Below are 12,354 nucleotides of genomic sequence, written 5' to 3'. Positions count from 1 at the left end.
TTCTCCTTGTTTCCTCAGACTCGTTCAATCAGTTTCAGGATGCGCCGCTTTCATCCGCTGGTTTCTTACTGGTCGCCAGCGTCTGGAGCAAGGCGGGATCGTTCAGAACTTTCGCTATCAGCTCCTCGGCACCGGTTTTACCATCCATATAAGTCACAAGATTGGAAAGCTGCTGGCGCGCCTGGAGTAGCTTGTTGAGTGCATCGACCTTGCGGGCCACCGCGGCAGGAGAGAAATCATCCATGCTCTCAAACGAAATATCGACGCTGAGATTTCCCTCTCCCGTCAGGGTATTGGGGATCTGAAAGGCAACATGTGGCTTGATGGCCTTCATGCGGTCATCGAAGTTGTCGACATCGATATCGAGGAATTTGCGGTCCGCTACAGGCGGCAAAGGCTCCGTCGGTTTGCCGGACAAGTCGGCAAAAACGCCCATGACAAACGGAAGCTGAATTTTCTTTTCCGCACCGTAAAGTTCGACGTCATATTCGATCTGAACGCGAGGTGCGCGGTTACGCGCGATGAACTTTTGACTGCTTTGTGCCATGGTCCGACTCCCCCTTTGAAAAACGATTGAGAGACTATGCTGAGATTCCCCGGTGCGTCATACTCTCCTATGATTTGTTACTGTAACATGATCTTAATTCTAGACACTGTCAATGAATATGCAAGCCGTCAACCCGTTTTAAGCTCGTTTTTTTGTTTTGACCCGTCCCCTTCGTAACTATTCAGGTTTTCTTCGGTTCAAAGCCGGTAATTTGCTTGATCTGGTTCAAACTGTCCGGGGCAAGATCCTGGATAATTTCCACGAAGTTCTTGGTCATGAGCCGCTGTCCTCGCCGGATAAATAGAGGTGCCGGGTTAGCGGGTTCAGTCCGCTCGATAAACTCGCAAATCTTCTCCAGCATTCGCACAACGTCCTCGCGGTTATGAATCTCTCCGGATATCGCCGGCATGCGACCATTCATTTCTCCGTCCACCAATGGACCGGCTATTCCATTCACATCCATGGGCTTGTTCCTCGTTTCCAGATTGCTTTTGCACAGCTGCACCACTGTTTTGAGCATATCCTGCAGCGATTGCAAATCCGGCATGAGGTCGTAACCAACTTTCTCACTGAGAAAAGTGTATATTCCATTCAGGGAGACCAGCGCATCGCGCATGGCCTGTACAGACGCAGTGTTTTCCGGAAGACGCAGGACTTCCTCGGCCTCGGCTTGAGTGGGCACCCCTTCATTGCTCGCGGCGGTAAATTTGCCTTGCGTTATCAAAACGTCCCGTACCGATAGTCGCGCGTGGCTACCGGTACTGACAAAATTCACGCCACGCACATCACGAAGTACCGTATCCGGATCCCGCAACGATTTCCCCAGCGACCCGAGCACATTAAGACGTGTGACCGGGCCTTCATCGGGATCGAGACCGGGATGAACATTCTCCCAGTAATTAGTCAAGAGACCCAGCAACAACTTCAAGCCGGAGGCAAGTCCAACCATACCATCGCTATGGGTAAGGGCTCGCGTCAACAACACGGCCACCCGCAGGTCTTTAGTCCGGGAGAAAAGTGTCTCGGCGCGCTGCCTGACGTCAATCCAGTTAGGCTCCTCAGCAGCCACGATAACTTCACCCGTCTGCCGCTCCGGCTTGCCCTGGCCTGCTTGTTCCAGCGCCATGAAATCCGGATCGTACTCAAGATCGGGGCCACAAGGCGAATCTGGCGAAATTGGCTCAAGCAATCTCTCAATTTCCATCGAACTGAACCTTTTCCTCTGACTTGAAATATTATCTGCGGGTATTATTTAACTTGATAGCTCAAAAAATAAAAAGGATCGTTTAAACTCATGGTGTTACGTAACCATTATACGATCCTCCAAAATCAGGATTCCGTCAATGTAATTTGCGGCACAAGTGTTATCCGCAATAATCTTGCGGTGACCGACCACCACTTGCCAAGTATAAAAGCCTATCCGGATCTCTCAGCGCCCCTCCGCCCGGTCAAACAGACAACATCAATCAATGAAATCTTCGATCGAGCGCGTTATAAAAAGCCTTGATATGCTCTTTTATCCTGTCCGCTCCATCCCTGTCCTCTCTGGCCAACTCATCCACCAGGGCCTCGATGCCAGGGCGTTTCTGCTTCAGTTCGGCCACGACCTGAGAAATATCGGCGGGCTTATAGAAATCACCATCAGCCAGGCCCGGCAAACCCGAAAAGAAATTCTCGGCTTTCACCCAGCCAGCCAAATCGTAATCATAGGGAAAAACGATCCATTTACCATTGGCCTCGACAACCTTCATATTCCAGAGGCCTCTGGAAGCACTGAGATCATCCGGGGAGATACGAATGATCCAGTCCCGATTCCCGACAAGCGCCTGGAAAAACATGATACGAATAATACTCTTCGCATCAATGGGCTCGATCGTCGAACCTGCCGCCCGCGCATCTTTTGGCGCATCGGTAATGCTTGTGAAAATATAGGGTTTATCCGAATCCGGAAAAGGAGCATCCGCCGCGCGAATCTCTTTTCCGTCCGCCTGCTTCACAAAAGTCTTGATATCCTCCAAGAAGAAACCCGGCATAGGCTGATTTACGGCGAAACCGCTTGGCTGCGGCTCGACAGGTCCTCTTCCGGTACTGGTGTCAATATATCTGAAGCTCGTCGGCGAAACTTGGAAACCTGGGATGGAAAGGTATTCCTGCACTTTGTAGATCAATGCCTCCCGATGCGGCGACAAACCTCCCCAAACCCGGCGGAACCGCAGCGAAGCCCCCGGCTTGCCGCCACAATGCGTACCTATTCCAATGGAATTTAATCCATCAAACAGCGTTCCTTTTGAAACCCTTTCGCCACTCGCCTGATCTTTTTCGAAACTTAGACTCATTTTCGGGAATGGGCACTCGGATGCGGACTGACTGGTATTGCCTCGCAACTGCACCTTTACGGGGAGATCATGTTTTCCAGTGCTATCAGTCCACGCGAGGCGTCCGGGTGCCTCAAAATCCCGGATATCCTCAGGCACTTCCCGATTCGCGATTGCGCGGTGCTTCCACAAATCCGTAAAGTTGGTATTCAGGTTGAAAATGATCTTTTCCTTGGTGGAAAAAAGCGGGGCCTTGCTATGTCCAATAGCTGGAGACAGGCTCGCAGAATCCTGAGCTTGCGCCGGATACGAAAACCAGATGGCTAAAGCGACGAACGTAACCCAATTGATGAGATATTTTTTCATGAAACCTCCCCCAATTTCGACCAAGAATTGTCAATGAACCTGCTATTGCGTAGCACTGTGACAGCCATCGATCCACTTCCGATGACTACCTTGCATCAAAATGGACAGTCATCAAAGTACCCTTAAAAGAACTATAGGTGATAATTATGAAAAAAACAGTTTATAGACTGTTTTTACTGGAGTTTAATCCCCATGAACTGCCAGCACGCAATGCAAGTCTGGATTTGTGTCTTTGCGGAAGGATGACAGGGATCTCTTCGGGGAAACAATCCATCCACCATGAAAATCATGGGCGCATACCCCGATTCTTGAGCCCGGTCATAACATGCAACCAGGATTTGGCCCTCTTCATTTAGTTTGTTCGATCCATAGCCCCAGGATTTGTTCGGTGCCGTCTGCTTGCACGCCCGGCACCAGGTAGGCCGCCGAAACCCCCTCCCAGCCCCACTTCGGCGGATTTTCTGCTGTTCCCTTTCCTGATCTGTCAATAACCACACTGCTACCCTGGTGTACGTCAGTCCAATATCGACTGATTCGCCCATGGTACGTAAGTCTGGTATTGACTCGATTTGCTTGTGCACGTCAGTCCAATTATCGATTCCCCCATAAATCCGTAAGATGCTCAATGACCGCGGACGTTTATCTGTGGCCATTAATCGTATGTATTCATACTTAATCGCACTTGAGGAAAGCATGGCAAATTATAAGAGAAGCACTTTTCTGACCATATCATTCGATCCAGGCTTCGATAAAATTTACTCTCCATCTGAGGAGGTAATTCATCCAGGGATTTATAGATGCCCTGGGTGTGGGGTGCTTCCGGGATGGATGGGAGAGGGCAAGCCGGCCCATGACCGCATGGTGGCCGAAAAATGAAAACAACATTCGGACCTTACACGGTAAACATTGGAAAGTCGCTGACGCCATCAGAATGGCTTGTCAACGCATCGTACTGGCGAAAAGGATATGTCGCAAATCACGCATTAACCAGCTCCGACATGGTGATAGATGCCGAGTTATATGGTTCGGTAGTTGGCACTGTCATGGTGAAACTGGATTCAATCAATGGACTATGTGCGGATGAGGCCTATTCCACCGAACTTGATGAAATACGACGCCGTGGCGGGAAAATAGCAGAACTATCCCGGTTCGCCATCGTTCCCGGGCAGCCGACCCGAGCCGTCATGGGGGCCATGTTCCACTTTGTCTATTACTACGCGCACCTGCTCAATGGTATCAATAATCTGGTTTGCGAGGTAGTGCCGCGTCATATAGCGGGACAAAGGCGGCTCTTGGGGTTTGCTCCAGTCGCCGGACCGAAGCAGTGTGAGCGAGTGGGTGTAGAAGCTGCCGTACTGCTGCATAGAACATTGGAATGTTCATGAACGGCGAGTGGATTAAACACGATGGCAAGTGCTTGCCAATACCGAAGGGAACGGTGGTCGATATTAAATGCAGGAACGGCGACAAGATTTATGGTATAGAGGCCGACATCAAATTAGAGGCCCTGGCCGCTTTCTGGAGGTGCGATGGCGAGGAAATACAGTATGACATTGTCGAGTACCGTATTTGTGTGAAGATGCCCCATGGATGAATTTATCTCCTTTCAGAGTTCATGGGTGAAGATATCCCAGAACACCATGACGTCGCCTGGATTATACCAATCCTCGATCCAGGTGAACACTCACCCAGATCTATCCGTTCGGGGCGCGCCAGATTTTCATCCCCAATAGGCGCGGGCAAGCACCCGGCGCCCTCTCCTGCCTGTGATGCCAGGTAGTGTAAGTGACCTATAAAATGACCTGAGGCCTTCACTCCCATGTCATCTTCCCACCGTAGCTTCTCGAGCTTACTAATAGGGGGAGCAGACATAGAATGAGACTAAAAATCATTCTGGGACGTTTAACAATCGCTATCGCGTACATGGGGGTTTTATGGCCGGTCCAGGAGGCAGTTTACGGCGCGTCGTGATGAAAGATAGCTACCGCCGAGATGGAAAGAAAAACAAAGAGAAGAATGCTGGCTGACATGCTCATCAATCTTAAGATACTTAAACTTTTCTCTGCCGCAGCGACAGATCCTGCAATGCGAATTTTTGCAATTTCGTCGATGGCAACACAATGACCGCGAATTTCATTCATAAGCATTACCCCGCGATCCGACTCAAGGATTTTCTTTACTTCCATTTGTCGGTTTGATCGACTGAGCTCAACGGCATCTCTCAACTCGGCAAGTTTGGCTAAAACCACCGGTTCTAGATTTCGCATATTCTCAAATTGATCCAATTTAGACGTGCTAACTTGGGTCTCGAATTGCTCCAGCAACTCCGGTATGGCCCCGACGGCATGATTATATGGCTCAAGGTATTGTTCTTCACCCGTCAGAATAAATTCGCGCTGCCCAGTTTCAGCATCCTTAAGCGTGGAAAGTATTTCCTGGCTGAGATTGAATACTCATTGACTGATCCTATACTGCTCATTAGCTTTTCCCCCGCCTGGATGTTTCGGTATGACAACAATGCTATCGCGCCCGCAGAGAGTAACGCCAAATAAAGCATAGCAATTCTCAGGATAGAGAACTGCTGTCTGGAAATATGCATTTCGAAGACATCCCAAAGGCCCAGGATCGGACACCTTGTAGGCAAAATCCCGGGGGCTTATCAATTGATAAAAGTTACCATCCCGCCTAGGCAAAGGCTTCCCTGCCAAAAGAGAGGGAATATTTGGATAGAATTTACATCAAGCCATCAGCTATCTTAATACTTGTTACTTCTAACAATTATTCGCCCAATATATTTTATGCCAACGTATTTATGCATCTATGGAATCTCCGCTAGAATTAAGGTATGCTTCGATTTGGGGATAGCATTTTTTAGGCAGAGCATTCAAGATGCCCCATTCACTAATTCCCAGTTGGGATATTCATGAATGAGGCATACCTGAACGACTCCGAATCCGATTCCGAATCTAGAAATTGGCAACAACCGTCAAGCGATAGATGCGCGGCGCACCTGGCATGATATTGTTGTTATTGTTGGCAGACGCGATATATTCGATATCGGAGATATTTTCGATATTTGCCTGGACGCGCAGGGTCTTGTTGAGCCTGATGTATATGGCTGAATCCAGGCGCGTGAAGCCCGGCAATAGCACGGTATTATCCACCGCGGCGTACATGTGGGTGCGATGAACTACCCCAAGAGCCAAGCCCAGCCAGGGCGCGAAATCATAGCGATTCCACATCGAGAAGGTATGTTTGGGGACCTGCGCCACGACCGCACCCGCCTGGGCAGTGATCGATTGGGTCTTGGTGATCTCGGCATCCGTATAAGCGTAGCCTCCCATGACACTCCATTGCGGGGTGATGCGGCCCATCAAGCCCACTTCGGCACCTCTGGCACGCTGACCGTCAACCAGCATGGTCCGGGTAGGATCATTGGGAACGGGAACGATGACGTTATTGCGTTCCAGTTGATACAACGCCGTAGTCAGAGACAGGTCGGGACGGATATCCCATTTTGCGCCCACCTCCAGATTCATGAACTGTTCCGGTTTAAGCGCCGCGTTGGTCAGCGTCAGCGAGGAGAGCTGGTCTCCGGCACGCGGGACATAAGCCAGGCTATAGTTGCCGTAAATCGACATCGTTTCGATGGGCTTATAAATCAGCCCCGCCCGGGGCGAGACCAAATTATCGGTGGTGTGGATCCGGGTGCTGGTACGGTTGTTGACGAAATTCGTGTCAAAGTTATCGTAGCGTATGCCCAGGACCGCTTTGAGCTGGGGATGGAGCGTAATCTGATCTTGCAAATAGACACCTACTACTTCTACCACACCGTGATTGTTGGCGTCGGTGGCATTGGGCCGGTAGGTGACAGGCGTCAAGGCCAGGGGGTTAAAAAAGGGAACAGGAACAAAGGTAGTCGCGTTATTGAAAAACCCGGTATTACGCAGATTAGTCGTCACCTGACGGCCGTACTCCACACCGGTCATGAACTCGTGCTTTATCCCCCAGGTATTCAGCGTGTACAGGAAATCTGTCTGGTTAAAGATATTGTCGCGCTGGGTAGCATTGTTATACGCTGCAATATTGACCTGTCCCGTGGCATCCTGGGCTGTGGCTGGCCCGTTGGCAAAAACATTCTGATAAAACTTGTCGTAATTGGCATAACGCGTGCGATTACGCACGGTGAGCCCATTGTCGAATGCGTGCTCTAGCGTCGAGTTCAATGCCCAGACGTCGGTATGGGTTGGGCTGGTTGCCGCATTACCAAAAAATGTCGACCGGTGGGTATCGGAAGGACGGCCTGAGGCCACGACCCCGGGTATGTCTACAACGCCACCAGGTATAGATGCTTTAGCAAATATGCCCCCAAAAGAGGGGATGCCGCGATCGGCGGTGCGGTTGTCGGTAAAGTATTCGCCGCCCAGGATAACCGTGGTTCGCGCGGTGGGCTTGATGGTAAACGTGGGATTGACCCCGCCACGCTCCAGCTCAAAGCCATTACGGAAGCTGTTCGAGTGTTCATACATGGCATTGAGTCGAAACGCAGCCACCTCGTTGATAGCCCGGCCGATGTCGACGGTCACCCGTTTCTGACTATAGGATCCATACGTTGCGCCAATCTCGGTAATCGGCGTCCAGCTGGCTTGCTTGGTGACGCGATTGATCACGCCCCCGCCGCCGCCACGGCCGAAAATCATGCCATTGGCCCCTTTCAGGACTTCAATCCGGTCAGTGTTGTAGAAATCGCGAATGTATTGAACGTCATCGCGCAACCCATCCACAAAAAAATCTCCCGTTGAATTGTTGCCGCGGAAAATCACTGCATCCCGATTGCCTTCCCCTTGCGATATACCGACACCCGGCACGTAGCGCACCGCAGCATCCATGCTCAGTATGTTTTGATCTTTAATCAAATCCTTGGTCACCACGGTGATGGATTGCGGGACATCGCGCAGCGGGGTATCAGTCCTGGTCGCGGTGTAACTTTTCGTGGCCATATAACCATCCGTCGGGCCGGTAATGGGCTGCGCGGTGACATTGACCGCTGGCAATGTTGCCGGCTGACTGGTTGGGGTGACGGATTTCCTGACGACATAGCCACCCGATTGTGCGACGGCTTCCAGGCCGCTTCCCGCCAGAAGATGATTCAACCCGGCCTGAGCGGTAAAGCTGCCTTTCAGTTCCTGAGCAGTTTTGTCTTTTAAATCAAGATTATCAAACGAAATAGGTATCCTTGCTTGTTTCGCAAGCGCATTAAGTGCCGTTTCCAGTGGTCCTGAAGAAATATTGAACTGATGAACTGCAAGTCCGTTGGACGCTGTGCTGCTGGTCGCAGACTCGGCTAAAACGTTTTGCGGAAGCATCATCGCAGCGCCCACTCCAAAGCAGATTAATCCACACTGCAGCGTTTGCAATAAAGGAAACGGAATCCGGCAACGATTTCTTGAGTCTTGCCTGACATTCGCAATGACCCAATCGCGCCCGGATTCCCAATGGCTGATATGGCTAAGTGACACAGTATCTCCCCTTCTATTAAAATTTATAAATATCAATAATCTGTTTTTTGCATTGCGATCCCGGTGAGTTTCCAAAGATATGAGGCCTCATCATAAGCAGCCAAATGAGCAGGATCTGCTTTCAACCAGGCCGTCAATTCTATAAGCTCATCCGGAGTCAGAATCTCATGCTCACGCATCACCCATTCCACTGCGGCATTCCACACCAAATCTTCATTAGTAGTCGATTCGCGTAATAATTGGTATTTAGCCGCCACCATTGATAAATTCATTCTGTCGTTTTCTGATTAGAGTAAACGTAGGTCTAATTATGAGAATGGTTTTGATGCTCATTTACTATGACCCGCGAGAATCGAAAACAGACCACCCCGACCAAACTTTTTTTGTACTTTGCGGCGACCGACTTGCGACACGGTACAAACGGCTAGAAGCATCGTGACCGCACCGCGGCCCGGTACCCCATCAGAAAGTGAATTTCCACCGACAGTATGGTGAACAGAATATTGAATATGGTCACCGTCACCCAGCAGATGCCTATCGCGCGTCCGAAGTGGTTGAGTCCATCTTCCAGCGAGCTAACAGGGATGTCGTAGGCTTTGGGAACTATAGATGCTGGCGTGGGCTCCCCTGCTGCTTACGCCAAGCTTGGCAACAAAGTGAGGGCAAAGACCGAGCAGTGGCGCATATCGGTACGCTAAGCGCGAGATGCTGAATCGCCTCCCGCCCGGTTGTGTTGCTCAATATTCGATTTCTCTTTGGATGACTGGAGTTAAAGCCCATCCAATTGGACGAGGCGATGATGTGCTCACCTCTTATGACCCGCAGAAATCGAAAACAGACCACCCCGGCCAGATTTTTTGCGCTTTGCAGTGACTGATTTGTGGCAAGACTCCAACAGCTAAGAATGCCGTGGTCGCACCGTGACCCAATACCGGGTAAGGAAGTGAATCTCTATTGGCAGCGTACTGCGCAGAATATCGAGAATACGATCGGTGTCAGCTAATGGGTAGCTGCCGGAGACACGTAACTCGGCGATCGAAGGATCGCAACTCAAGTAGCCTGGACGATGGCGACCAAGCTCGAAGAGAAAGTCGGACAGGCTCATGCCACTGGCAACAAGCATGCCATCGGTCCACGCGATGTGAGCGTCATTGGTCTGCACGGGCTCATCAATGGCGCCACGGGTGAAGCGAGCTCCCTCGTTCGCGTGCAATGTACGCATTGACCCGATCCCATCGCTCGGGCAAATCATGACAGCACCTTCGAAAACATCGACGTGGCTGGCACTACCCTGATGACGCACTAGGAAACGCGTGCCCAGTGGCCGCAATTCACCGTGCGCCGTCTCGACAACGAAGGGAAGCGATGTATACCCGGCCTCTTTGCCGGTAGAGACCAGGATTTCACCGCTGATCAATCGTACCCGCCGCTCGGAGGCACCGAAGTGCACACTGATGGCACTGTCCGTGTTCAAGTCCACTGTGGTGCCGTCGGCTAATCGGATGGTACGCCGCTCGCCCACGCCGGTGCGCTCGTCGGCCAGCCATTCGCGCCACGGCGTCTGGTCATGGACCATCCAAGTGGTGCCGCCGGCAAAGAGTAATACTGAGAGGGCCTTGATGGTTTCACGGCGTTTGGCTGAGCGCGGCTGCGTGAGTGCGGCGTGTGCAATGCTCGAGACCGCTCCCACACTACGCAATTTGCTATTGATGGCTTCGATATGTTGCCAAGCACGTTCGTGGTCGGGGTGCTGGCTACGCCACTGCTGCAAGGCTTGCCAAGTCGAATCGGTTGTATCGCCCGATTGAAGTTCCATCAGCCACTCCACCGCGTGCTGGGCGACATGGGGTGGGATGTCGCTCGGATGAACGAGGAGGTCGCAATTCTGAACTACGCCGTTACATTCAGCATTATCGAGATCCCGTCCTGCGGGTTCGCCATTCTTGCCAAAGCGCGCATCCAGTCCCATTCAGTTGCCGTCAGGAGGGTGCCAGCCCGAAGTAGCACTGGGTGCAAGCACGCAACAGGTAGCGCTTGACGGTGGTGATGGAGATGCTGAGTTCGGTCGCAATTTCGGCTTGGCTCATACCATCAAGCTGGGCATGTAGAAACGTCCTCTTGACCAGGGGTGGTAAGCCTTCAAGCACCCGATCAATCTCCAAAAGCGTTTCCAGCAAAATAGCACGCTCTTCAGGAGACGGCGCAAGTTCTTGTGGTGCTTGGGCTAGTGCTTCAAGGTAGATACGCTCGAATTGTTCGCGCCGCCAATGGTTGGCCAGTAGGCGCTTCGCAACCGTAGTCAGAAACGCGCGTGGCTCCTGAATCAATATCGGTTCTTCGCGGCAAAGCAGGCGTACAAAGATGTCCTGCGTCAGATCAGCAGCGCGGTATGAGCAGCTTAATTTCTTGCGCAGCCATGCATACAGCCAACCATGATGGTTGCTGTAAAGCGCTTGGATTTCCTGCTGCAAGGTAAACTTGGCGACAGACATGGGCATCCCGTTGCGGACCAGGCGCCCGGCACCTGATCCAGATGTAAATGCGAATTATTCGTAATTGTATCGCGGCCTCAACGATTAGTGCAATAGAAGTTTGAACGAGGGCTACGCTTGCGTTATTTACGATCATCGCAAGACCCCACCGGAAGATAGTCCGATGCTAAGGTGGATGGATTCAACCGGTCAGCGCAGCACCTATTGATTTCTGATTTGGAGATCGGAAATGCTTACCTTGCAGCCAGAGCAGATCATAATCGTCAATGATCAGGCATGGATTGGTTGCCGGATACCAAGAACGGTATGCCGCATATGATACCTGTCCACCCGAATGCGATTGATGCGCTGCGGTATGTCCCTTTTAACTGGAGAGACAGATATTACTATTTGAGGTTTTGGAAGACCAGGGAGGCAGCTGGAATGAAACATCTCTGGCTGCATGATGAACGGCACTCTCTCGCATCGGCGTTGCTATCGTCAGGTGCCACGTTGGGAGAAGTCGGACAAACGCTTAGTCATGACTCGGTTCAATCATCAGAAAGGTACTCTCACCTGTATCCAGAGAGGTTAAAAGAGCTTATTTTGAGATTGCCTTTAGCAAAAAAAGGCACGCTATGATAACGACATATTGGCCAATTCAATCCCTTGATTGACCGTAACCCACTGATTCTATGGTGCCCGGAGCCGGAGTCGAACCGGCACAACCGTTTCCAGTCGAGGGATTTTAAGTCCCTTGTGTCTACCAATTTCACCATCCGGGCGCTTTGACTTGCTGAATAAATTGCGTCACGTTATGTCGGAACCCGGTATTTTAGCAGTTGATACAAAAACCGGGCGGATTCTAATAATGATAAATGCTTGATGCTTGTAAAAATTCTATCACATACTTTGCACCGGCCCGTATTAACACACCAGGTTCGTTGATCCTGAATACTGGAACAATAAGAGACGCACGCGGCGCTGACACCTGGTTTATAACATGATCGGCAATCAAAACAATCGCTGGATTTGGACGGCTGTCTGGCATGTTACTAACTTTTAATCTCTGCAGGTTTAATTCCCCGCCCCTTGGGGCGAAGGCTGGCTGAAAACCAGCGAATTGTAAGAGCGCA

General features: G+C 51.1%; 12 protein-coding genes and 1 tRNA gene. 3 read left to right on the top strand and 10 right to left on the bottom strand.

Features of this window, described 5'->3' with window-relative positions; genetic code table 11:
- Positions 1-34: 34 nt before the first annotated feature.
- From tssB to BLO43_RS16615, 4 genes are all read right to left on the bottom strand, one after another.
- A complete protein-coding gene (gene tssB / locus BLO43_RS00585) occupies positions 35-547 on the bottom strand; it encodes a type VI secretion system contractile sheath small subunit (protein WP_074632011.1) in 513 nt (170 codons plus the stop codon).
- Positions 548-728: 181 nt separating this feature from the next.
- Positions 729-1,751 (bottom strand): type VI secretion system protein TssA, encoded by a 1,023-nt coding sequence (gene tssA / locus BLO43_RS00580; protein ID WP_090905061.1) that lies wholly within the window; start codon positions 1,749-1,751, stop codon positions 729-731.
- Positions 1,752-2,013: 262 nt separating this feature from the next.
- Positions 2,014-3,228: a hypothetical protein gene (locus tag BLO43_RS00575; RefSeq protein ID WP_090905059.1), complete on the bottom strand. Its 1,215-nt coding sequence runs from the start codon at positions 3,226-3,228 to the stop codon at positions 2,014-2,016.
- A gap of 348 nt (positions 3,229-3,576) precedes the next feature.
- A complete protein-coding gene (locus BLO43_RS16615) occupies positions 3,577-3,723 on the bottom strand; it encodes a hypothetical protein (RefSeq protein ID WP_175443805.1) in 147 nt (48 codons plus the stop codon).
- Between the two features lie 377 nt (positions 3,724-4,100).
- Here BLO43_RS16615 and BLO43_RS00560 point away from each other — a divergent pair, with 377 nt between their 5' ends.
- Positions 4,101-4,613, top strand: coding sequence for an N-acyl amino acid synthase FeeM domain-containing protein (locus BLO43_RS00560; RefSeq protein ID WP_090905052.1), 513 nt, complete (start codon positions 4,101-4,103; stop codon positions 4,611-4,613).
- A complete protein-coding gene (locus BLO43_RS00555) occupies positions 4,610-4,822 on the top strand; it encodes a hypothetical protein (RefSeq protein WP_090905050.1) in 213 nt (70 codons plus the stop codon). The genes BLO43_RS00560 and BLO43_RS00555 overlap by 4 nt, the downstream gene beginning before the upstream one ends.
- A 361-nt stretch (positions 4,823-5,183) precedes the next feature.
- On the opposite strand, the gene BLO43_RS00550 is transcribed toward BLO43_RS00555, so the two are convergent.
- From BLO43_RS00550 to BLO43_RS00525, 5 genes are all read right to left on the bottom strand, one after another.
- On the bottom strand, positions 5,184-5,660 hold the full coding sequence (locus BLO43_RS00550; protein ID WP_090905048.1) for a CHASE3 domain-containing protein: 477 nt from the start codon (positions 5,658-5,660) through the stop codon (positions 5,184-5,186).
- A 534-nt stretch (positions 5,661-6,194) separates the two neighbouring features.
- The gene (locus BLO43_RS00540; protein WP_254773253.1) at positions 6,195-8,747 is read right to left on the bottom strand and encodes a TonB-dependent siderophore receptor; all 2,553 of its coding nucleotides are present in this window, start codon (positions 8,745-8,747) and stop codon (positions 6,195-6,197) included.
- Between the two features lie 32 nt (positions 8,748-8,779).
- Positions 8,780-9,019 carry a FecR/PupR family sigma factor regulator gene (locus tag BLO43_RS00535; RefSeq protein WP_217628001.1) on the bottom strand — a complete coding sequence of 80 codons (240 nt, stop codon included), beginning with the start codon at positions 9,017-9,019 and terminating at the stop codon, positions 8,780-8,782.
- A gap of 626 nt (positions 9,020-9,645) precedes the next feature.
- Complete coding sequence (locus BLO43_RS00530; protein WP_302847666.1) at positions 9,646-10,602, bottom strand: FecR domain-containing protein; 957 nt, start codon at positions 10,600-10,602, stop codon at positions 9,646-9,648.
- Between the two features lie 124 nt (positions 10,603-10,726).
- A complete protein-coding gene (locus BLO43_RS00525) occupies positions 10,727-11,239 on the bottom strand; it encodes a sigma-70 family RNA polymerase sigma factor (protein WP_090905040.1) in 513 nt (170 codons plus the stop codon).
- Positions 11,240-11,515: 276 nt separating this feature from the next.
- On the opposite strand from BLO43_RS00525, the gene BLO43_RS17205 reads away from it, so the two are divergent.
- A complete protein-coding gene (locus BLO43_RS17205; protein WP_090905038.1) occupies positions 11,516-11,860 on the top strand; it encodes a tyrosine-type recombinase/integrase in 345 nt (114 codons plus the stop codon).
- A gap of 54 nt (positions 11,861-11,914) precedes the next feature.
- On the opposite strand, the gene BLO43_RS00515 is transcribed toward BLO43_RS17205, so the two are convergent.
- Positions 11,915-12,003, bottom strand: a tRNA-Leu gene (locus BLO43_RS00515).
- Between the last annotated feature and the right edge of the window lie 351 nt (positions 12,004-12,354).

The organism is Nitrosospira sp. Nsp13 (genome assembly GCF_900101945.1).
Lineage (GTDB): Bacteria > Pseudomonadota > Gammaproteobacteria > Burkholderiales > Nitrosomonadaceae > Nitrosospira > Nitrosospira multiformis_D.
This window is presented reverse-complemented; position numbering and strand designations above follow the sequence as displayed.

Excerpts from the sequence above, each read along its gene's own strand:
- BLO43_RS00560 (WP_090905052.1), top strand. The coding sequence starts at position 4,101 with ATGAAAACAACATTCGGACCTTACACGGTAAACATTGGAAAGTCGCTG.
- BLO43_RS17205 (WP_090905038.1), top strand. The coding sequence starts at position 11,516 with ATGGATTGGTTGCCGGATACCAAGAACGGTATGCCGCATATGATACCT.
- BLO43_RS00525 (WP_090905040.1), bottom strand. The coding sequence starts at position 11,239 with ATGTCTGTCGCCAAGTTTACCTTGCAGCAGGAAATCCAAGCGCTTTAC.
- tssB (WP_074632011.1), bottom strand. The coding sequence starts at position 547 with ATGGCACAAAGCAGTCAAAAGTTCATCGCGCGTAACCGCGCACCTCGC.
- BLO43_RS00575 (WP_090905059.1), bottom strand. The coding sequence starts at position 3,228 with ATGAAAAAATATCTCATCAATTGGGTTACGTTCGTCGCTTTAGCCATC.
- BLO43_RS00535 (WP_217628001.1), bottom strand. The coding sequence starts at position 9,019 with ATGAATTTATCAATGGTGGCGGCTAAATACCAATTATTACGCGAATCG.
- tssA (WP_090905061.1), bottom strand. The coding sequence starts at position 1,751 with ATGGAAATTGAGAGATTGCTTGAGCCAATTTCGCCAGATTCGCCTTGT.
- BLO43_RS00555 (WP_090905050.1), top strand. The coding sequence starts at position 4,610 with ATGAACGGCGAGTGGATTAAACACGATGGCAAGTGCTTGCCAATACCG.